Origin of the sequence: Microbulbifer sp. MKSA007, assembly GCA_032615215.1 — a bacterium.
Lineage (GTDB): Bacteria > Pseudomonadota > Gammaproteobacteria > Pseudomonadales > Cellvibrionaceae > Microbulbifer.
Genome location: CP128433.1, coordinates 5,084,410 through 5,105,000 on the forward strand (window position 1 = coordinate 5,084,410; position 20,591 = coordinate 5,105,000).

The window sequence follows — 20,591 nt, forward strand, 5'->3', positions numbered from 1 at the left end:
TCTGCTCAAATATTTATTCCTGGAAGGTGCAATTAAATTTATGCCCGCACTTTTTATTGTCCCCATCATAAAATTACAGCGGAAATAAATATAACCACTCAGCCACTACCCTCCGTGGCTTGCACATTTATTCCACATTTCCTCGCGGAACTTTTACCTCTTCATTTATTCAAATTTTTCCACATATAACGACAAATTTCTTTATACATAATTAAGACCTATGGGAGGTCAATCTAATGTTTTCTTTCCTGCAATCTCAGGATCGAACAAGGATGTTGGTGGGCAGCCGCAGTGAACGCGGATCTAAATTTGGGTTTAAATTAAAAGCTGCGGCGGCACTCGCAGCAGCAATCGCCATCAGCGGAAACGTCAGCGCACAAGAAACCTCTAAACGTGTATCTGCCTATTGGGCCGATTGGGAATACTGGGCCGACTCATCCTTCACCCATGACAACGTGGATTTCTCCAAGCTCACTCACGTTCAGTACGCCTTTGCCTGGAATGACGAAGACGGCAACATCTACTTTACAGACCCCTACGTTTTCTACGGCCTGGGCGCCCAATCATTTTCCGGCGGCGCCGGTGATGGTCCCGTAAAATGCTCGCCGCAATTCTGGCACCCCTACAGCCAATACGATTCCAGTATTCAGCCCGCGGTCTGCCAGGGCTGGAATGACCACGAATCAGGTTTTGTAAAATCGGTACATGACGACGGTGCCAAGGCGATCCTGTCTATGGGCGGCTGGACCCTCTCCCACAAAGTCTCTGAGATGATGGAGAGCGACACCGCACGTGCAGCCTTTATCGAAAATGCAGTGACACTGCTTACTGACTGGGATTTCGATGGTCTCGATCTCGATTTCGAATACCCCGGCTATGCACCGAACGGCGGACGCTCGATCGACAAAGAAAACTTCACCACCCTGCTGCAAGAGCTGCGCGCGCGCTTCGATGAGGTTGAAGCGGAGACCGGCAAAAATCTGGAACTGACCGCTGCCGTGGCCTGTGGCCCCTCGATTGCAGAAGAGGGTTATGATTTTGCTGCTGTGGGCGAAGTCCTCGACTATGTCAACCTGATGACTTATGACTTTGGTGGCGACTGGGATACCGTAGCCCAGCATACCTCGCCGCTGTACCCCTATGAAGGCCAGGTCAACGAAGGCTTCGACGCAGACAGCTGCCGCAATATGTGGATGACTGAGGGCAATATTCCTGCTGAGAAAATCACCCTGGGTATGTCCCACTACGGCCGCAGCGTGGCTGGCGCCACCGCAATCGGTGAAGCCGCCTCCGGACAAGACGTCGCTCACTGGGGCTCTGACACCGAGACGCGCTACTACCAGATCGTTGAGAAAATGCAGAGCGACTCTTCATTCCAGACCGCTTACGATCCCGAGGCCGTCACCCACTATGGTTGGTTTGAGGATGGCGGTTTTATCTCTTTCGAAGATACGACTTCTATCGCCGCACGCGCCCAATATGTGCTCGACCAGGGCCTTGGTGGCGTGATGATCTGGCAGCTACGCGGTGGAATGCTATTGGAGAACAATGAATACCAGTATCCACTACTCGATGCCGCACTCGAAGTTTTCGGACAGGGTGGCTCCAGTGATAGCGATACCGGAGATACTGGCGATACCGGAGATACCGGAGATACCGGAGACACCGGAGACACCGGAGACACCGGAGACACCGGAGACACCGGAGATACCGGAGATACCGGAGACACTGGAGACACTGGAGACACTGGAGACACTGGAGACACTGGAGACACTGGAGACACTGGAGACACTGGAGACACTGGAGACACCGGAGATACTGGCGACACCGGAAGTGGCGGTGGCAATAATAATGGCGGAAGCAGCGCCTGCGTCGCGTTTGAGCAGCCCTATGCCGGCGACCCAGGTTATTCAGTCGGTGACGTTGTTGTCTTTGAAGGAGTCGCCTACGAGTCCACCCACGAGCCAAACTGGTGGTCTCCAGGTTCCGCGCCATCGCTGTGGACCGAAACCACCTGTCAAACTGAGGGCGAAGGCTCCGACAATGGTTCCGACAGCGGCTCTGACGATAGCAACAACAATGGCTCCGATAGCGGTTCTGACGACAACGCCAATAACGGTTCCGATGACAACACCGACAGCGATCAAGGTTCAGGTGAGACCGCTTCCTGCCCCGAATTCCAGCAGCCATATGCTGGTGACGAAGGCTATCAAGTTGGCGACCTAGTAACCTTTGAAGGCCAGGTTTATGTGTCTACCTTTGGTCCCAACTGGTGGTCCCCGGCTAGCGCCCCCCAGTACTGGGAAGCGAGTTCCTGCCAGTAACCTGGATACACTTTGACCGTCTTCTCAAGGAAGGCGGCTCAATATTTCAATAAAAGGGCCCTTATCGGGTCCTTTCCATTTATTATTTAGTCCGCCCTTAAAATAATTATTACGGCGTATCTTGTAAGATATGCATCACTTCACCAAAGTTATCCTTTGACAAAATATATCTCAGCCAACGAATACCATTATCTGTCAAACTTTGCTCATACTTAATGTGCTTTTGATCTCGCAGATAAATTCTGAGTCTGGGGTAAGAGGCAATAAATCTCTAAAACTTACAATCAATTAAATTAATTTTTTATTATCCATTCTTAAAATGTATTTTGGAATTCATCGGCTAGGTGCCGGACCAGTGCCATTAGCTGTTTCAACCGCCTGAATTTGGCTCCAATTATACTCTTTAGGAAAAAGGGAAAATAATGAGTTAAATTTCACTCTATTGGAGCTGGCAACAAAATAACTATTTATCCCCAAGACTATCAAAGTTAAAAAAACGATAAGATTCTAAAATTTTTACGAATTGATTGCCTCAACCTATAGTCTCCCAATATCTTAGACTTAACTCTTTATCAAGTTCTATTTTTCCGTAGGGATTAAGTATGCAAGCAGCTTAAAGAAGGTCGCAAACAATATTATAGAAACAAACATTACTGGCCGCATTGATAAAATATATCCCTCAGTAGTAAGGCCTGCCAAGATAGCGTTCTCAGATAAAGACTGTTCTCGCTGAGATACTAAAAATTTTAAATAAGAAGTAACTATAAGAGCCACTAATGAAAGTGGTAAGCAGAATGACAATCCAGTCCTACTTACAGTGAATAATAACGCGCTGGCTATTCATAGGCGGCATGGGAAACTGTAAAAAAGAGGATTTCTTTTTCATTTTAGGGGACACTCACCCCCGACACAAAGCACATCTATGCCCTATGCCTTCATAGATATTTTGTTCTTGTATGCAGACTTTGCAGTGGTCCATAGTTACTAAAAATTTTTAGGCTTAAAAAATACATATAAAAATAATGCATATTTATTAAGTTATTGACAACTATCTTTAGCGAATAGATGACTCATTACAACTAACGATTTCAATATTTAGTACGTTAGAACTAAATAGTTAGGTGGAGACATAGCACTTAATAATCAACGGAAGAGTTAGAAAAGACTGTATAGCACCTGAATAACTCTCAATTCATGAGATCAGAAGACGACTTGGTAAGTTATTGCTTGTTAGACTGACATGCCGTGGTTCGATCTGCCTGCACCGCAGAACTACTTTATATACGCCACATTAGGTTATTGAAGGAACCATTAACTGCATGGAATCAATAGTGCTTAACTAAATAATTAACACAATAGGCTGTATCCCATTCAATTACCCGTGACACATCAATTATGGCCATAAAAGCGCTGCTCAACTTTCTGCCACTGCGCCAATGCAGTTTGTGAGTGCAAACAAACTGTGAGTCTCTCGAACCTTGAGGCATAAGCGCGTAAAACGGCCAATCCCTGGTGTGCCGCAATCTCGTGAGGGAAGCGGTTAGTGCCAGCTCCCAATGCCGGAAACAGTATCGTTTTGCAGCCGCGCTCTATCGCCAACTCTAAAACACTTTCATAGCAGTGTCTCAACAGCACTATGGCCTGGCTCCCCCATTGATCGCCACTGCTCCACTGGGGCGTAACAGTATGCAATAAGTAATCGACCGGTAAATCATAGGCTCGAGTCACGCGAGCTTCACCAACTGGGCATGCTCTTTGATTGGCACATTGGGGGGTTAACCGAGTCCCGCACTGGGCATAAATCTGCGCTGAAAGCCCCCGCCCCCGAATAAGATGCTTGTGTGCCGGACACACCAGAGCATCTCCACGCATCGTCAAGATATCGCCAGAAGTCAGTTGAATTTGTGTCACGATTTCTCAGTTCTAAAGTTTGAGTTACTGATACTGTAGCTTGCTACTTTGGTCGGTGACAGATTCCCCCTATACTCACCATTGCTTCACTCCGGCAGTGGCTACCAGCATAGTTGTATGATGCAGGACGGTCCCGAGCAAGCGGAAGGTTGCAGTCGGTATAGCAACGGGAATGACTATGAGCTCAGGGTATAACAATCAAAACCCCGCGATATCCACCTCTATTGATGAAGTGCAGCGCATAGATCTGCGCAGACGGATATTGGCCTCCTCTTATATGCTGATATTCGCTATGGCTATCACCGGAGCCATGGCGATCATCGCCCTTACTGCAACTAATATCCTGCAGGCATCGACGCTTTTTATCGTCGCGGTGGTTATTTTATTTGCATATATCACTGTCAACATTATCGGTCCTACCGAGAAAACGCCATTATTGGTGGGAATTCTTTTATTGGCGCTGTATTTCTACTTACTAATGACTGGTGGTGTAAACAATACCGGATTGATGTGGGCAGTTATGCTGGTCCCCGGATTTATCAACCTTTACGGCTATAAAACCGGCACCACTGCACTGCTCGGCATAGGTCTCGCTACGGCAGCAATCCTGTTTTATCCGGATTTCCCAGGGCTCACGGCCAAATATGATACGGCCTATCGTGCGCGTTTTATTGCAGTATTTGGTGCACTCACGGCTCTAACTGCATTACTTGACAGTAGCCGTCACCAAACTCAACAGCTCCTCCAGCGATTAACAGGTGAATTGGAGACCTATGCTGCCACGGACACATTGACCGGATTAGCGAATCGCAGAGAAGCATTTCGCGCCATTCATGAATTAGAACGCCGGAATGATGAGCTGAAAGATCAATATGTCATCCTTATCGGAGACTTAGATAACTTCAAGACGATCAACGATACCTACGGGCACTCCTTTGGCGACCGCGTATTACAAGATGTTGCCAAGATATTGAAAAGTAATACCCGGTCTGAGGATATTGTGGCGCGCTGGGGCGGCGAAGAATTTTTATTGCTATTGCCGAATACTGACTTGAAAGGCGGCAGTGTCCTTGCAGAAAAACTTCGTCGCAGAGTATCGACCCTCAGCCGCCGCTATACACGCCCGGTAAAAATCTCAATCAGTCTCGGAGTCGTCGAAGGCAGCACCAATGGCAAGCCACTCAATCAGCTATTGGCCGAAGCAGATAAACGTATGTATCGAGCCAAGAATGGTGGGCGCAACAAAGTGGTAGCCGCATAAATATTAAGTCACCAAGTGGCGCAGTAGATAGCCAACGGCGAGTGCCAGGACCGCTGCGCTACTGCCAAAAAACAGAGTTTTTAAGCCCGCCACCAGCAGGTGGTGGGAAAACACCAATCCTTTGCACAAGCCAATAGCAAAAAAAGCGCAGACCGAAAGAACGGCGCTCGCATAAAATTGTTCGGCGGGATTAAGGCTGTGGAAAAGGTAGGGCAACAGGGGAATAGCACCTACACACAAAAAAGCGACGAAGGTTATCAGTGCCGCCCCCAGAGGCTTATGCTCTAAGCGGCTTATACCGTACTCTTCCGCCAGCATTGTCTCTATCCACAGCTTTTGATTCGCAGTGATAGTGGCAACAATATTATCGAGAACTTCACCTCGAAATCCCTTTCGATAAAAAATCTGCCTGATCTCTTCCCGCTCTCCCTCGGGAATTAAAGCAATATGCTGACGCTCTGTACGCATAGCCGCGGCTCGTTGCTCACGCTCCACACTGGCAGCTTCATAATTGCTTACCGCCATGCTGAAACCATCAGCGATAAGGTTGGCAAAGCCCATCACGAGCACAACCGCTTCGGAGAAGCCTGCACCAAAAGCGCCTGCAACAATGGCAAAGGTAGTTACGCAGCCATCTATCGCTCCCAAAACAAAATCAGAGAGCCACTGTGACTGTGGACGACTTCGCAAGCGCGCCTCAATACGCTCCGGTCGATGCTCCTCAATTAGCGCTTCCCGGCTTTCCTGTTGGTGTTTTGGGTTTTGCCGGTCCATAACCAGGCGAGCTACTGTAAAAACCGCTGCATAACATAAGCATCTTGCAACCTTCCCAAAGGATCTGTAAATGCTCTATCTAGCGTTTTGATAATAGTGAAGCCCAGCTCGGTATAAAGGGTAATTACGGGCTCATTGTCGCTGGGAACGTAGTTGAACTGCATTTCCAAATAGCCGGCGTCCTGGGCTCTGGCGACTGCATGCTGGACCAGTGCACGATCTACACCGCGATCGCGCACATCCGTGTGCACGAGAAAGTTGGCTGTCGCGACATGGCTATGAATACCAGGGAAATTAACCCCTAATTTATACACCCCCAGCAGGTGAGGTAACTCTTCGGTAACATAAGTCTGTAAGTCGTCATTAAGCCATTGAGCAGAAAACACTTCTCGACTGATCTTATGCGAGAAAGGCAGATCCCCTCTGTTTCGCACAACACTAAAGAGGCTCCACATGCCTTCGAGGTCACTCTCTATAGCCTGCCGAATATCCATAGGAATCCATATCTCAGACGCCTTGCCGCACTTGCCTAGCGCACAATGAAGCTCCCCCGATCCACACCGGTATTTCCAGTCTTGGGATCATAGGCATATAGCACAATTTCATAAACACCTGGCAAATCCGTCGCAAAGGGCGCACTAAAGGTATTCATAGTCTCCTGTATCTCTAGCGGCACTCGAGCAAATGATTTGCCATCTCTTTTAACCAATGCCACAACTTCTATCTTACTGCCATCCCAAATCCCACCATCGGTAAGTGAACATCCGCACATCATTACCACATTAGCGCGAATCTCAAAGGGACTCTGGTCCAAGCCTGTATAGAGATGGGTCTGTGGGCTGAGTAAATCTACCAACATTCCCGGAATTTCCACAATCAGCCCATCACCAGAAATAGGCTTTCCCGGAACCAGCCAGGTCTGTGTCTGCGCCACCACTCGGGCCTGCTTTTTGATATACGGTGCAAGAACTTCCACCGTCAGAAACACCGGCTCACTGATATTCAGTGTAGCGGTAAAATGTGCAGCGCCATCGGCGATAGGTTGGAACCTCTCTCGGGGCCTTTTCATAATTCTGGTGGTGTCACCGGTGCTCCCTTGGGTAAGCCCCTTGGCAAGAATTTCCCCAGAATCTGCATCGCGAATAATAACCATGGCACCACCGATGGAGGAGCCAATAAACTTGGCATCCATGGCCTTGGCGCGCACGGTAATTTCAGTGGGTGTTGGCTCCGCCCATAAAGCGGAAGGAAACAGTTGTAATAGCAGAGCGACGATAATAAATCCTGAACGTCTCATAGATACTCCTCTCTTATACATTGCCCAGCAGATAATAAGCCCCAAAAATACCCACTCCCCAAAACACAGCCCCTACAGCCAACCAAACAAAATTCCAGGGAGTAAATCTCGAGTTAGCCTGTCCTGAAATATCTCCATTAACCATATTGGCAGCTTTCTGTCCCTCATAAAGTGGCCACAATGTAAAGGGTAAGAGAAGTATGCTTACTATATCGATCAATGAAATTACATCGGAGTAATAGGAAATCCTGTCGACAATAGCCCCGGCAATCGCAAAAACTACATATAACGTAGCCCAAAGTGCCGGCACCCAGCGGTAATCCACCTTATCAATCTCGATACGGCTTTGAATCCTGGAAAAAAGGGAATGAGTAAAAAAGATAGAGAATATCGCTCGCATAACCGGCCACATATTCTCTCCACTAGCACGCTGATATTCTGCCCAATGACGGTAAAACCAATAAACTGAATAGATGCCCACTGTACCTAGGCTCATTACCCAGAATTTGGTTGGTGAAACTATATAAAACTGCGCTTCATCTTCTGAAACAGTATCTAATTCAGCCTCTGGGGCAGAGTAAATATTTGAATCCATTGGGACTTTTCCATAAACAATTATTTTAGGGAAAACCAGCTTTCCTCTATACACAGACGATATTCACAGAAATAAGCCCAATAAAAAAGCCGGGCTATGCCCGGCTTTTTAAAAGAGTCAGCTAAGAAGCTTATGATTGCTTCACTGATTCCACCCAAGAGGCTACGCGGCTCTCCAATACTGGCACTGGCAAAGCACCGCCACCCAGTACGGTATCGTGGAATCCGCGAATATCGAATTTATCACCCAACTGATCTTCAGCCTGCTTGCGCAGCTCCTGAATTTTCAGCATACCGATCTTGTAAGCAGTCGCCTGGCCCGGCCACGCCAGGTAACGACGCACTTCGGAACGAACTGCAGTCTCGGGGATTGCGGAGTTTTCCAGGAAGTACTCCACCGCTTGCTCTTCACTCCAGCCTTTGGCGTGCAGGCCGGTATCAACAACAAGGCGAATGGCTCGCCACATTTCAGCCGTCAGGTGGCCAAACAGGTTATAGGGATCTTCGAAGGCCCCCATTTCTTTAGCAAGCTTCTCAGAGTACAGCGCCCAGCCCTCTACATAGACAGTAAAGTGAGCTTGAGTGCGGAACTGCGGGATACCTTCCAATTCCTGAGCAATTGAGATCTGCATATGGTGACCGGGGTTGCCTTCGTGGTAGGCCACAGTTTCCATATCAGTCGTGGAATAGGCACTCATATCAGACAGATGCGCATAGTAAATACCCGGGCGGGAACCATCGGGAGTGCCGGGGTAGTAATGCTGGGCACCGCCATCCTGTTCGCGGAAAGACTCAACCCGCTTTACTACCAACTCAGCTTTCGGCAGAAGGCCAAAGTATTCCGGCAATTTCTTGGTAATGTTGTCCAGGAACGCAGTTGAGTCATCCAGGTAGCCCTGGCGACCTTCATCGGTATTCGGGTAGTAGAATTGGCCATCTTCGCGAATAAACTTGAAGAAGTCCTGCAGGCTACCTTCGAAACCAACCTGCTTCTTGATAGTTTCCATCTCACCACGGATACGCGCCACTTCTTCCAGGCCGATATTGTGGATCTCGTCGGCAGTCAGGTCCGTAGTTGTGGTGTTGGCCAGGCGCTGATTGTAGTAGGCCATACCATTGGGCAGGCTACTAGCACCTTGAGGCTCTGCTGAGGCCTTCTGCATATCCGCTTTGAGCCAGGTAACCAGCCCTTGATATGCGGGGAAGAACTCAGTCTCTAATGCCTTGCGTGCTTCCGCAGTCAGCTTGTCTGCCTGCTTCTGATCAATAGTACCGGCTTCGAGCAGCTCAGTGATTTTCCCTTTGGCACCGGCCCACAGAGGCGCATCTTCACCATCGGTAAATGGCGCGCCTTCAATCAGTTTACTGGACTGATCAATCGCCCCCTCATAGGCAAAGCGCGGGGGGCGAATACCTTCTTTGGACGACAGCTTGGCGCGGTCAAGAAGCTGGTTAATCGCGCGGGAGATACCACCGATACGGGTGATATACGCCTGCATATCTTCAACGTTGTCAACCTTGTGGAAGTTCAGCAGGAAGTTGGGCAACTGCGATTGTGCACCTCCCATCTGCTCAAAGATGTAGCCGTGACGGATAAACGGCGCAGCGGCCTTGGCCTGTTCAAACTGATAAATCCAGATATCGTAGGAGGTTTTCCCTTCCTGAGTCAGCTTGCTGTAGTCGAAATTCTTCTTGAGCTCTTCAACACTTTTCTCTTGCCAAACCAAGCGGCGAGCCTCTGCGGCCTCACTCATATCGTCGATTTGGTCGTAGTGGTCTTTGCGACCCAGGTAGGACAGCTGAATCGGGCTGAACTGCAGCTGTTCCTCATAGCGCTCATCCAGCCACTCAGTCAGGCGCTTGGTTTCGGCAACCGCATCTACAGTTACTGAGGCCTCGGCAACCACATTTTGGGGCTTATCTACGTTGGCTCCAGTCTGGGTACTTTTGTCACCCTGACAGCCCGCAAGGATAGCGACAGCCAGCAGGCTGGGGATCAGTGGGTTGTTCAGCTTTATCGGCATCTTCCTATCTCGATCAAAAGTTGTACAAAAAAACGCCGCTAACTTTGACACGAATTCGGTGAGGTGTCGATTCATGCCCCCCAGAACGCCATATGTTTGCGTTGAGTTGAGGCAAATCGGAGATTTTGGACTAGGTGGACCCAATACCTGAAGCAGGATATTGCCACAAGTGACCCTGCGGTAATGGACTAACGCCGGCTTGTGACCCGGTCCAAGATATGTAGCTCTCGCTGGGGAAAGGGTACCGTCAAGCCTTCTGCCTCCAGTGCAGGCTTAAGCTTTTGCATCAGGGACCAATAAACATCCCAGTACTGATCATTGGCAGCCCAGGCCCGCAACTGTAAATTGACCGCGCTGTCAGCAAGCGCCTTAACAGCGAAACATGGCTCTGGCTCAGCAAGAATACGGGGTTCCTGTTCTACTAGGCGACGTAATACTGTTAGGCCGCGATCAATGTCATCGCCATAGGCGATACTCGCCACAATCTCGATACGGCGAGTCTTATTGCGACTGAAGTTGGTGAGCACTTGCCCCCAGATAGCACTGTTGGGTGCGGTAATACGCAGCCCATCCATGGTATCCAGCTCCGTAGTAAACAGCCCTACCTCGCGAACAGTGCCCAATATGGCACCGAACTGAATCACATCCCCAACGCGAAACGGCCGCAATCCCAGCAATAGGAACCCCGAAGCAATATTTTGCAGGGTATCTTTCAACGCTAAGGCTACTGCCACACCAGTAGCGCCGAGTAGAGCAATTAAGCTGGTAGTGTTAATACCAAAGACATCCAATACCAGCAGTGCGCCAACAATATAAACCGCCCAGCTCGAAATACTGCGCAGTACTGGTCGCAAGGTAATATCAAACCGGTCCGGCAGACGGTCAACCGCTCTGCGAGCAAGATGGGCCACAAACAGCGTCACCAAAACTACCAGTAGTGCGGCCGCCAGCTTTAGGGATAATGCTGTTACTTGGGGCCAGTACTCGTTGAGCAAGCTATTAATATTCATCGACCCTCGAAAATAAATCCCTATTTTAAATTCAAGCCAAACCTAAATTCTGTGCATCATCGACACAACGCTGATGAGCCGGACACGTTTCCAAGTGATCATTGACCATTCCAGTTGCCTGCATATGCGCATACATAATGGTTGATCCCACAAAACTAAAACCCGCTTTCTTTAACGCCTTACTCATCGCATCAGATTCTGCTGTTGTGGCCGGCACCTGCTTCATGGAGCGGGGGCGATTAACAATCACTCTTCCACCGGTGAACTGCCAGAGAAAATCCTTTAAGGATATACCGCGATCGCGCAACTCGAGGGTTGCCCGTGCATTCTTGATGGCCGATTCAACCTTGAGCCGGTTGCGAATAATTCCCGGGTTGAGAAGTAGTTTCTCTACCTTTTTAGGGGTATACCGAGCAATTTTTTCAGCATCAAAATTATTAAACAATTTACGGTAATTCTCCCGCTTATTGAGCACTGTAATCCAAGATAAGCCCGCCTGGGCCCCCTCCAACAACAAAAACTCAAACAGGGTTTGATCATCGGTAACCGGCCTACCCCACTCTTCATCGTGGTAACTTTGATAAAGCGGTGTAGACAGGCACCAATCACAACGCTTTTCCGCCATCATTACTTCCTTTTTATAACTAGTTTGCGCCGGAAAAAAAGTAGTGCTGAATAATTTGTAAAACCAAAAGTAAAGCAACCAACCCAAAAATAATATTATTACGGTTCACTTCGACTCCAATAAATTGTTCTGTACTAACCAATCGCGACATTCGCACAACATAATATCCAAAGCCACACCCGATTGATATCCGAGTTCACGTTCAGCTTTCGCACTACTAGCAACGACTCTCCTCGTTACCAACGTGGCCTTTTCAGGAGTAATAACCGGCTCTTGCCCACTCACACGAGACCAGAGGTCGGAACACCAGGCGATAGATTGAATTAGGAATGCCGGTGTGGTGCGTTTTGGTACAGGTTTATGCAATAACTCAGCGATCTTTCCAAAGAATTCTAAAAAACTGGCATCCGTTCCGGCCAAGATATAATTTTCGCCGCACCGCCCCTTTTCAACCGCATCGATATGGGCTCGCGCTACTGCACCGGCATGGCAAAAAGAACCCCAGCCCGGTGGAACACCTGGTAATTGATTTTTCTCAATCAGAAAAAAGGTCTGCGCCCAGCTGGTGGTATCGTATTTACCCACAATTGCGCAAGGGTTAAGAAATACCGCATCCAGGCCCCGCTCAATTTCCTTGCGAACTGCAATTTCCTCTCTTTTTTTCGTGTACAGATAGTGATGATGAGGGTCATCTGCCAGCTTATCACTTTCTTCAGTAATTCTTTCCTTATGGTAGCCATAAGCAGAAATTGAGCTGGTCACCACCATACGCCCTACATTTTTCTCCCTGGCAACTTTGGCAATATTCGCCGCCCCCTCAACATTATCTTTCCATTGCTGGGCATTACCGCCGCGCCACATACTGGTATTAGCCGCCATATGGAAAAGCGCATCGACATTATCTGGGATTGCAGCTTGAAGGGACTGAGGGTCATTCAGAGAGGCCTCAACCAGGTTGACGCCCAGAGAGCGCAACATATCGGTATTGGAGGTGCGCCGATGCATGGCGGTAACTTTCCATCCATCACCAACCAATTGCTCTACCAAATTAGCGCCGAGAAAACCGGTTCCCCCGGTTACAAATGCGTGTTTCATAAATCCACCGGATGAGTTGTTATCGTTATTCATACCCAGTGATTAGCTCTATCGAAGCCACCTCCTTCCGGAAGGGCAGACCGGTTGGTGATACCACCACTCCGACAGAGTGGGCGGCACACTAACTTCACTAGTGACACCGCCCCAAAACTAAACCCTATCTACAATCGTCCTACTGGGAGTTTTTTTGATTGATCCCGCTATTACTTTTGTTGGGTTAGTTGAAAAGGCTACTCGATTTTCATGCCCAGCTGGTAGGCAAGGAAGCTCCACTGATTGGCGAAGTCTTCCACCTGCATCCATACCGGCTTGCCTGCACCGTGCCCAGCCCGAGTTTCCACGGCAAGCCAGACCGGTTTGTCACAGCCCTGATCTCTTTGTAGGGCTGCCGCAAATTTGTAGCTGTGCCAGGGAACCACTCGATCATCGCGATCGGCAGTGGTGATTAGCGTGGCCGGATAGCAGGTGCCCTCACGGGTGTTGTGGACCGGAGAATAGGCATGCAGCGCTTTGAACTCATCGCGATTTTCACTAAGCCCATAATCGCTCGACCACTGCCGGGCATTAGCGGAAGCGGTATGATATCGCAGCATATCCAGGACACCGACTACCGGTAATGCCGCCGCAAATAAATCCGGTCGTTGTACCAGCGTTGCCCCCGCCAATAGTCCACCATTGGAGCGGCCACTAATAGCAAGCTTTTCAGGAGAAGTGACTTTCTCCTCGATCAGCCACTCAGCTGCAGCGATAAAATCATCGAAGACATTTTGCTTTTGCGTCTTGGTACCCGCCTGGTGCCAAGCATTGCCGTACTCGCTACCACCGCGCAAGTTGGCCAGTGCCAGGGTGCCGCCCATATCCAACCAACCGACAAAGCGGTTGTAGAAGCGCGGTAACTGAGCGGAGTTAAAACCACCATATCCATAAAGCAGCGTCGGGTTGGAGCCATCTCGCTTCATTCCCTTCTTATGCACGAGGAATAGAGGCACCCGGGTACCGTCCTTACTCTTATAGAAATGCTGACTCACAGTCAGATCGGAAAAGTCTGCTGCATATTTTGGCTGCTTGAACAGTTTGGTTTCACCAGTCTGTACATTCAGGTGGTAGATACTCGGCGGGGTAATAAAATTAGAGAAAGCGTAGAAGGTCTCAACTTCATTCGGCTCACCATAAAACCCCTTCACTGAGCCCACCCCTGGCAGCTTCAGCTCGTACTGTTTCTTACCGTTAGTATCGGTCACCAGCACTCGCGATTTTGCATCCTCCAGGTAGTGAAGCACAAAGCGATCACCGATATAACTGGCACTCTGCAGGGCACTAGTCGTCTCCGGCACCAGATCGCGCCAGTGTTTGCGTTGCGGCTTATTCAGATCAATAGCGATTACACGGCCCAGCGGCGCCCCCGCACTGGTCTCAAAGTAAAAGGTGCTCCCTTTATTTCCGAGATACTGGTATAGGCCATCCCAGTCATCCAGAAGCTTAACTACCTTGCCGCTTTCATCGCGTAAATCGCGATAGTAAAAGCCGTTCGAGTCATAGCCGTCGAAGATGCCAAACAGGAGATAGTTGCCATCGTCACTCACCGTCGCGCCCGGGTTCCGGGTGGGATGATCGGTAATTTCATAGACCAGTTGATCACTCTCCTGGGCATCTCCCAGTCGGTGAAAATAGACGGCTACCTGTTTACTATCATCCGCCGTGCCATCTCTGTTAAACGGGTACCGGCTATAGTAAAAACCGGACTCATCCGGCGCCCAACTGGCATCACTAAACTTGATACCAGTCAGTTGTTCCTTCAGATCCTTGCCTGTCTTTAGGTCGCGAATACGATAGTCGGTCCAGTCAGTGCCACCATCCGAGATACCGTAAGCCAGATAGCGGCCCTTTGGACTGACTTTGAGGCGCTTGGCAGCAATAGTGCCATCTTCACTTAGGGTACGTGGATCTAAGACCGTATCGCCCTCAGCAGACAGGCTAGAAGCCTTATAGAAAACATTCTGATCCCAATCACCGGTGTTGTAGCTGTAGTAATAGCTATCGCCCTTCTTGTACGGAACACCGTAGCGCTCGTAGCGCCATAGTTCTGCAAGCCGGTCATTGATTTTCTGCCACCCGGGCAGGTCCTTCAAACGCGGTAATGAATGGTCATTCTGTTTGGCCACCCAACTCTTTACCTCATCACTGGACATTTTTTCCATCCAGCGATAGGGGTCAGCCACCTTTTGACCAAAATATTCATCAATTTGAGCACCCGGCTTACTATCCGGATAGCTATCAGCTGCGTGAACACTCACCGCAGCAAGTGCACCGGCAACCAGTGCCACTAGCTGTCTCTTCATACCGTTATTCTCGGTTTCTCTACTGGGAACAGTCCGCTAATCTAGGCGATTTAGACGATCGGTTCCAGAGCAGCAGAGAGAAGTGAGATGAAAGGATTGATCCAAAGGGTAAGCCATGCCCAGGTTAATGTAGCGGGAGAGGCCGTTGGGGCCATAGATAAAGGTATCCTCCTGCTGCTAGGTATCGAAGCCCAGGACACTACTGATAGTGCAGATAAGCTGCTGCACAAAGTCCTGAATTACCGTATTTTTCCCGATGATAAAGGGCGTATGAATCTCAACCTCCAAAAGGCGGGAGGTGGGCTCCTGATTGTCAGTCAGTTCACACTAGTTGCCGAAACTGATAGAGGTTTACGCCCGAGCTTTAGTCGCGGCGCATCACCAGAATACGCGGAGGAGCTCTACAACTATTTCGTTAAAAGTTCCAAAGCCCAATTTACGCCAGTGGCCACTGGAATATTTGCAGCGGATATGCAGGTTTCACTAGTCAATGACGGCCCGGTAACTTTTATGCTGGAAACCTAGAGACATTCCACAGGCTCTTTCTGTTGTTTCACCTAATCAGGAAAACTCTACCAGTTGGTTAGGTTGCTAATGACTAAAAAATATCGCTAAAAAATGGAGAGGCAAAAGGATGACTAAGAAGCCTATAGTAGTAAACAGTGATATCAAACTCGATCCACTTTTGGATAGTGACACACAAATCATCTTTACCTTAATTGAAAATAACAGACCACTGCTAGAGAAATATCTCTATTGGGCAAAGCTTGTTGTCGACCTCCCAACCACAGAAAAATATATTGCCGACAGAGTATTTAGCAATAGTTTCGGAGCATCCTGGTACAAGATCCACTATTCGGACAAGGTAGTCGGGATCTTTGGTATCAAGGAAATTGACCTTAAAAAACAAAATGCAGAAATAGGGTATTGGTTATGTAAAAGCTGCCATGGCAATGGAATCGTAACTCGAATCGTAAATAAAATATCTAGCTACTTGAAAGATCTGCACGATATTCAAGCGTTGAAAATTCACTGCTTATCTGAAAACAGTGCCAGCATAGCCGTAGCAGAACGCGTAGGTGGAGTGCATAGTGAAACTATTCCAAATTATTATTCGATTGATGGAATATTCCAGGACTTGAAAATCTACACAGTTCCTACCTGATTCATTATTTTAACTGTGGAGTACAGGAATATTTATTGCTGAATATTTACTGGACTCCACTCAATACCATCTGACCCTTGTCCCGCATTAAATATACGCTTAACTTTCCAAGTTGCGGTATCTATTTCAACAACTTTTCCGTCTCTCTGAGAACCGGCAAACAAAAACTTTCCGTCCGGAGAGAAAAATAGCGATGCTGGCTGTCTGGCCCCTGCGCTGCCGACATCAATCTCATGTAACCGTTTACGGGTCTTGGCGTCATACACCAGTATACGATTACCATTTAAGTCTGCTACAGCTACCACTTCGCCATCAGGGTGAAACCTGATTCGGATAGGCAGAAAACCAACATCTATCGTTTCTTTTTGCTTTAACGTTTCAGTATCGAAAATAAAGATATTTTCTGACTGATTATTTCCTATCCATAGCTCGCTATTATCGGGGCTTACCCACACCGCCTCCGGCCCATCCCCTGCCGGTATTGTAGATTTCAATTCCATAGTCTCTGTATCAATTACACTGAACGTATCCGACCCCCGGCTAGTAACGTAGGCGGTCTTCAGATCAGGTGATAGTGCAAGCATATGGCTACCTACCTGATCAGTACGGGCAACGCCCAATACTTTTCCTTCAGCCACATCCACCTTTATCACGTCGCTGGTTTCTTCTGTCGTAACAATCACATTATTGCTGTCGCCCAGCCAAGCGATACCGTGAGGGCCTTTGTGTGGACTGATATCAATTCTTTTCAGGCGCTTACCGCTCGCGATATCGAATACATTCAGCTCTTCTCCCACGTAACCATCTTCAAGGTAAGAAACTACCACCACTTTAGATTTATCCGGCGACACTATTAATTCATGGGGCGAACCTCCAGTTTCCGGTTTCTTAACCTCTTGGCCGGAAGCCAGGTCAATAAAACTCACCGTGCCCTCATATTTATTTCCTACTACCAACGTCTGCGCCCTTAGCGATCCAGCAGCTAAAAGTACTAATGACATGGAAATTAAAAGTAGAAATCTCATTAGCAAGCCTCTCGGAGGAATTTGTCGCTAGTAGAATGCTTCCTTAACAGCACATCCCAGCGAGCCTTTTAGAACTGAAAAGTCAGCCCTGGTTATCCACTGAAACACTGGATAATAGATCGTAAAAATAGAATTCTTTAGATGTTTTCTTCATTACAGGGATGTTACTAACAGAATTCTTGGATAGTACTGTGCATAACTTTTGGATAGAGGTCTGGAAGCCTTTAATTTCGTGCAATGAAATAATTCGATTAAAAAACCAACGAAAAAAGTGTCAGGTTATCCACTAAAAGTAAGACCAGAACGTTACTAACAGAAAGTCTGGATAGAGTTGTGCATAACTTTAATAAACGAGCTGCAGGCCCCGTGGTTACAGGGGATTACTGCAGAGACTAAAAAATCACCGATATTTTTACCGGCTAATTTTAATTTTTGGCGGGAGTGGTATGGGTACTTTTCTGAGTTTTACGCGAGTTATTTTTGTTGGATTATTTTTTGTGTGAGTGCAAAGGCGTTTGGAGAGAAGATCAGTAAAGACCTATTTTTATAGGCTTTTTAGGAGAGCGTCTGTTTAAGGTGCTCAGGTAATTTTAGCTTTTTCTTATTTATTTACTGACTGACTTTTAAATAGAAAGTTGAGCATTAAAGTTTTTCAGAATTACTTTTATTTTTTCTATTTAATTTTTACTAAGTATTTTCTGCTTTCCCTCTCTTCCTTCCCTTTCTTAGTTTTTAGCTTTTGTTTTTTGCTTCTTTAAAATATTTTTAGCCATAAAAAAAGGGCCACCCTGTTGGGTGGCCCTTTCGGATTAGAAGCCTGACGATGACCTACTCTCACATGGGGAAGCCCCACACTACCATCGGCGATGTTGCGTTTCACTTCTGAGTTCGGCAAGGGATCAGGTGGTTCCACAACTCTATTGTCGTCAGGCAAACTGGCTTGGGTTGGCGTTGGTCTTATAAGCAATGTGCTTGGCCTGCCGCGTTATCGCTGTTTGCCTCGGTCATGTTATTGACCGGCGATAACCCCAAATAAGTCGGTAAAACAATCTGTAGTAATACACCGCAAGCGATCGTATGTCTCTAACTCACAATCCGCTAGCTTAGCTAGTCGTTAGTAACCATCTCTGTTGTATGGTCAAGCCGCACGGGCAATTAGTACTGGTTAGCTCAACGCCTCACAACGCTTCCACACCCAGCCTATCAACGTGGTAGTCTTCCACGGCCCTTCAGGAGGCTCAAGGCCTCAGGGAGATCTTATCTTGAAGGAGGCTTCCCGCTTAGATGCTTTCAGCGGTTATCCCGTCCGAACATAGCTACCCGGCAATGCCACTGGCGTGACAACCGGAACACCAGAGGTTCGTTCACTCCGGTCCTCTCGTACTAGGAGCAACTCTTCTCAAATCTCCAACGCCCACGGCAGATAGGGACCGAACTGTCTCACGACGTTCTAAACCCAGCTCGCGTACCACTTTAAATGGCGAACAGCCATACCCTTGGGACCGGCTTCAGCCCCAGGATGTGATGAGCCGACATCGAGGTGCCAAACACCGCCGTCGATGTGAACTCTTGGGCGGTATCAGCCTGTTATCCCCGGAGTACCTTTTATCCGTTGAGCGATGGCCCTTCCATACAGAACCACCGGATCACTATGACCTACTTTCGTACCTGCTCGACATGTCTGTCTCGCAGTCAAGCGCACTTATACCATTATGCTCATTGCATGATTTCCGACCATGCTGAGTGCACCTTCGTACTCCTCCGTTACTCTTTGGGAGGAGACCGCCCCAGTCAAACTACCCACCATACACTGTCCTCGATCCGGATAACGGACCAGAGTTAGAACCTCAAACATACCAGGGTGGTATTTCAAGGACGGCTCCACAACAACTAGCGTCGCTGCTTCAAAGCCTCCCACCTATCCTACACAAATAGGCTCAAAGTTCAGTGCAAAGCTGTAGTAAAGGTTCACGGGGTCTTTCCGTCTAGCCGCGGGTACACTGCATCTTAACAGCGATTTCAATTTCACTGAGTCTCTGGTGGAGACAGCGTGGCCATCGTTACGCCATTCGTGCAGGTCGGAACTTACCCGACAAGGAATTTCGCTACCTTAGGACCGTTATAGTTACGGCCGCCGTTTACCGGGGCTTCGATCAAGAGCTTCGCCGAAGCTAACCCCATCAATTAACCTTCCGGCACCGGGCAGGCGTCACACCCTATACGTCCTCTTACGAGTTTGCAGAGTGCTATGTTTTTAATAAACAGTCGCAGCCACCTGGTCACTTCGACCGGCCTCAGCTTAGGGAGCAAGTCCCATCACCAAAACCGGCGTACCTTCTCCCGAAGTTACGGTACCATTTTGCCTAGTTCCTTCACCAGAGTTCTCTCAAGCGCCTTGGTATTCTCTACCTGACCACCTGTGTCGGTTTAGAGTACGATTCACTATTACCTGAAGCTTAGAAGTTTTTCCTGGAAGCAGGGCATCAACCACTTCACCCACTAAGTGGGCTTCGTCATCAGTTCTCAGCCTTAGGGACCCGGATTTGCCTAAGTCCCCAGCCTACAACCTTAAACATGGACAACCAATCGCCATGCCGGCCTAGCCTTCTCCGTCACTCCGTCGCAGTAATAGCGAGTACAGGAATATTAACCTGTTTCCCATCGACTACGGCTTTCGCCCTCGCCTTAGGGGTCGACTAACCCTGTCCCGATTAGCGTTGGACAGGAACCCTTGGTCTTCCGGCGGGGAGGTTTTTCACCTCCCTTATCGTTACTCATGTCAGCATTCGCACTTGTGATACCTCCAGCAGACCTCCCGATCCACCTTCAACGGCTTACACAACGCTCCTCTACCATGCTCCTAAGAGCATCCGCAGCTTCGGTTATCAGTTTGAGCCCCGGTATATCTTCCGCGCAGGCCGACTCGACTAGTGAGCTATTACGCTTTCTTTAAAGGATGGCTGCTTCTAAGCCAACCTCCTAGCTGTCTGGGCCTTCCCACATCGTTTCCCACTTAACTGATATTTGGGACCTTAGCTGGCGGTCTGGGTTGTTTCCCTTTCCACGACGGACGTTAGCACCCGCCGTGTGTCTCCCGCGATTGCACTCCTCGGTATTCGGAGTTTGCATGGGGTTGGTAAGTCGGGA

15 protein-coding genes and 2 rRNA genes (1 of these 17 running past the window's edge) are annotated in these 20,591 nt (G+C 48.5%); 4 read left to right on the forward strand and 13 right to left on the reverse strand.

All coding sequences use genetic code 11. From position 1 onward, the window contains the following. The first annotated feature begins 236 nt into the window (after positions 1-236). Positions 237-2,324, forward strand: coding sequence for a glycosyl hydrolase family 18 protein (locus QT397_25600; protein WNZ56174.1), 2,088 nt, complete (start codon positions 237-239; stop codon positions 2,322-2,324). A 1,389-nt stretch (positions 2,325-3,713) separates the two neighbouring features. Here QT397_25600 and QT397_25605 read toward each other — a convergent pair. After that, the gene (locus QT397_25605; protein ID WNZ56175.1) at positions 3,714-4,235 is read right to left on the reverse strand and encodes a macro domain-containing protein; all 522 of its coding nucleotides are present in this window, start codon (positions 4,233-4,235) and stop codon (positions 3,714-3,716) included. A gap of 178 nt (positions 4,236-4,413) precedes the next feature. Here QT397_25605 and QT397_25610 point away from each other — a divergent pair, with 178 nt between their 5' ends. Then, positions 4,414-5,496 carry a GGDEF domain-containing protein gene (locus tag QT397_25610; protein WNZ56176.1) on the forward strand — a complete coding sequence of 361 codons (1,083 nt, stop codon included), beginning with the start codon at positions 4,414-4,416 and terminating at the stop codon, positions 5,494-5,496. Positions 5,497-5,499: 3 nt separating this feature from the next. On the opposite strand, the gene QT397_25615 is transcribed toward QT397_25610, so the two are convergent. From QT397_25615 to QT397_25655, 9 genes are all read right to left on the reverse strand, one after another. Next, positions 5,500-6,270: a VIT1/CCC1 transporter family protein gene (locus tag QT397_25615; protein WNZ56177.1), complete on the reverse strand. Its 771-nt coding sequence runs from the start codon at positions 6,268-6,270 to the stop codon at positions 5,500-5,502. A gap of 11 nt (positions 6,271-6,281) precedes the next feature. Continuing rightward, positions 6,282-6,764: an N-acetyltransferase gene (locus tag QT397_25620; GenBank protein ID WNZ56178.1), complete on the reverse strand. Its 483-nt coding sequence runs from the start codon at positions 6,762-6,764 to the stop codon at positions 6,282-6,284. Positions 6,765-6,799: 35 nt separating this feature from the next. Then, complete coding sequence (locus QT397_25625; GenBank protein WNZ56179.1) at positions 6,800-7,567, reverse strand: hypothetical protein; 768 nt, start codon at positions 7,565-7,567, stop codon at positions 6,800-6,802. A 13-nt stretch (positions 7,568-7,580) separates the two neighbouring features. Continuing rightward, a complete protein-coding gene (locus tag QT397_25630) occupies positions 7,581-8,162 on the reverse strand; it encodes a hypothetical protein (GenBank protein WNZ56180.1) in 582 nt (193 codons plus the stop codon). A 130-nt stretch (positions 8,163-8,292) separates the two neighbouring features. Continuing rightward, entirely contained in the window at positions 8,293-10,185 is a 1,893-nt protein-coding gene (locus QT397_25635) for a DUF885 domain-containing protein (protein ID WNZ56181.1), read from the reverse strand. 188 nt (positions 10,186-10,373) lie between these two features. Beyond that, the gene (locus QT397_25640; GenBank protein WNZ56182.1) at positions 10,374-11,195 is read right to left on the reverse strand and encodes a mechanosensitive ion channel family protein; all 822 of its coding nucleotides are present in this window, start codon (positions 11,193-11,195) and stop codon (positions 10,374-10,376) included. 31 nt (positions 11,196-11,226) lie between these two features. Continuing rightward, positions 11,227-11,820 carry a DNA-3-methyladenine glycosylase I gene (locus tag QT397_25645; protein ID WNZ58602.1) on the reverse strand — a complete coding sequence of 198 codons (594 nt, stop codon included), beginning with the start codon at positions 11,818-11,820 and terminating at the stop codon, positions 11,227-11,229. 105 nt (positions 11,821-11,925) lie between these two features. Beyond that, on the reverse strand, positions 11,926-12,915 hold the full coding sequence (locus tag QT397_25650) for an SDR family oxidoreductase (protein WNZ56183.1): 990 nt from the start codon (positions 12,913-12,915) through the stop codon (positions 11,926-11,928). A gap of 230 nt (positions 12,916-13,145) precedes the next feature. Continuing rightward, positions 13,146-15,254 (reverse strand): prolyl oligopeptidase family serine peptidase, encoded by a 2,109-nt coding sequence (locus QT397_25655; protein ID WNZ56184.1) that lies wholly within the window; start codon positions 15,252-15,254, stop codon positions 13,146-13,148. Between the two features lie 87 nt (positions 15,255-15,341). On the opposite strand from QT397_25655, the gene dtd reads away from it, so the two are divergent. Together dtd and QT397_25665 are read left to right on the forward strand one after the other, a co-directional pair. Continuing rightward, positions 15,342-15,779: a D-aminoacyl-tRNA deacylase gene (gene dtd, locus QT397_25660; protein WNZ56185.1), complete on the forward strand. Its 438-nt coding sequence runs from the start codon at positions 15,342-15,344 to the stop codon at positions 15,777-15,779. Positions 15,780-15,888: 109 nt separating this feature from the next. Then, positions 15,889-16,419 carry a GNAT family protein gene (locus tag QT397_25665; protein ID WNZ56186.1) on the forward strand — a complete coding sequence of 177 codons (531 nt, stop codon included), beginning with the start codon at positions 15,889-15,891 and terminating at the stop codon, positions 16,417-16,419. A gap of 32 nt (positions 16,420-16,451) precedes the next feature. Here QT397_25665 and QT397_25670 read toward each other — a convergent pair whose 3' ends face one another. The 3 genes from QT397_25670 to QT397_25680 all read right to left on the reverse strand — a co-directional run. Further along, complete coding sequence (locus QT397_25670) at positions 16,452-17,444, reverse strand: YncE family protein (GenBank protein ID WNZ56187.1); 993 nt, start codon at positions 17,442-17,444, stop codon at positions 16,452-16,454. Between the two features lie 815 nt (positions 17,445-18,259). Continuing rightward, positions 18,260-18,375, reverse strand: a 5S ribosomal RNA gene (gene rrf, locus QT397_25675). A 203-nt stretch (positions 18,376-18,578) separates the two neighbouring features. Then, positions 18,579-20,591, reverse strand: a 23S ribosomal RNA gene (locus QT397_25680) (it continues 869 nt past the right edge of the window).

What these genes read in the sequence shown, in the direction of transcription:
- QT397_25600 (WNZ56174.1), top strand. Translation starts at nt 237, where the DNA reads ATGTTTTCTTTCCTGCAATCTCAGGATCGAACAAGGATGTTGGTGGGC.
- QT397_25610 (WNZ56176.1), top strand. Translation starts at nt 4,414, where the DNA reads ATGAGCTCAGGGTATAACAATCAAAACCCCGCGATATCCACCTCTATT.
- QT397_25615 (WNZ56177.1), bottom strand. Translation starts at nt 6,270, where the DNA reads ATGGACCGGCAAAACCCAAAACACCAACAGGAAAGCCGGGAAGCGCTA.
- QT397_25620 (WNZ56178.1), bottom strand. Translation starts at nt 6,764, where the DNA reads ATGGATATTCGGCAGGCTATAGAGAGTGACCTCGAAGGCATGTGGAGC.
- QT397_25625 (WNZ56179.1), bottom strand. Translation starts at nt 7,567, where the DNA reads ATGAGACGTTCAGGATTTATTATCGTCGCTCTGCTATTACAACTGTTT.
- QT397_25630 (WNZ56180.1), bottom strand. Translation starts at nt 8,162, where the DNA reads ATGGATTCAAATATTTACTCTGCCCCAGAGGCTGAATTAGATACTGTT.
- QT397_25635 (WNZ56181.1), bottom strand. Translation starts at nt 10,185, where the DNA reads ATGCCGATAAAGCTGAACAACCCACTGATCCCCAGCCTGCTGGCTGTC.
- QT397_25640 (WNZ56182.1), bottom strand. Translation starts at nt 11,195, where the DNA reads ATGAATATTAATAGCTTGCTCAACGAGTACTGGCCCCAAGTAACAGCA.
- QT397_25645 (WNZ58602.1), bottom strand. Translation starts at nt 11,820, where the DNA reads ATGGCGGAAAAGCGTTGTGATTGGTGCCTGTCTACACCGCTTTATCAA.
- QT397_25650 (WNZ56183.1), bottom strand. Translation starts at nt 12,915, where the DNA reads ATGAAACACGCATTTGTAACCGGGGGAACCGGTTTTCTCGGCGCTAAT.
- QT397_25655 (WNZ56184.1), bottom strand. Translation starts at nt 15,254, where the DNA reads ATGAAGAGACAGCTAGTGGCACTGGTTGCCGGTGCACTTGCTGCGGTG.
- dtd (WNZ56185.1), top strand. Translation starts at nt 15,342, where the DNA reads ATGAAAGGATTGATCCAAAGGGTAAGCCATGCCCAGGTTAATGTAGCG.
- QT397_25665 (WNZ56186.1), top strand. Translation starts at nt 15,889, where the DNA reads ATGACTAAGAAGCCTATAGTAGTAAACAGTGATATCAAACTCGATCCA.
- QT397_25670 (WNZ56187.1), bottom strand. Translation starts at nt 17,444, where the DNA reads ATGAGATTTCTACTTTTAATTTCCATGTCATTAGTACTTTTAGCTGCT.